This window comes from Gilvimarinus gilvus (assembly GCF_030518155.1).
Taxonomy (GTDB): Bacteria; Pseudomonadota; Gammaproteobacteria; order Pseudomonadales; family Cellvibrionaceae; genus Gilvimarinus; species Gilvimarinus gilvus.
This window is the reverse complement of sequence record NZ_JAULRU010000486.1, coordinates 1-377: the sequence shown is the minus strand read 5'-3', so window position 1 is coordinate 377 and position 377 is coordinate 1. Positions and strand designations below refer to the sequence as shown.

General features: G+C 52.5%; 1 protein-coding gene. It reads right to left on the bottom strand.

Going from position 1 to position 377, the window contains the following annotated elements; translation table 11 throughout:
- Positions 1-28 precede the first annotated feature (28 nt).
- The coding region (locus QWI17_RS09020; protein ID WP_302722182.1) for an IS3 family transposase at positions 29-377 on the bottom strand (349 nt) is incomplete at its 5' end.

Here is a 377-nt window from a genome sequence, read left to right as displayed (position 1 = left end):
TGGACTGCCCCCAATAAGTTGGACAGTTTCAGCTAGCAGCCCCTGCAGCATGAGCCCTGTATTTCACAGGGCTCATGCCATTGAGCTTTAGCTTGATGCGGTCATGGTTGTAGTAGTGGATGTACTCATCCAGACCGGCTTTCAGTTCTTCAACGCTCTTGAAGCGCTGCGGGTAGAAAAATTCGGACTTAAGCGTACCAAAAAAGCTCTCCATAGCCGCATTATCCAAGCAGTTTCCTTTACGTGACATGCTCTGCTTCACCCCTTGCTCGGCCAGCTTGTGGCGGTACTGCGAGTGTTGGTAGTGCCAGCCTTGATCCGAGTGGAGTACCAGTTTCGGCTTGTTTCCCAGGCGCTTGAAGGCCTTGCCCAGCATG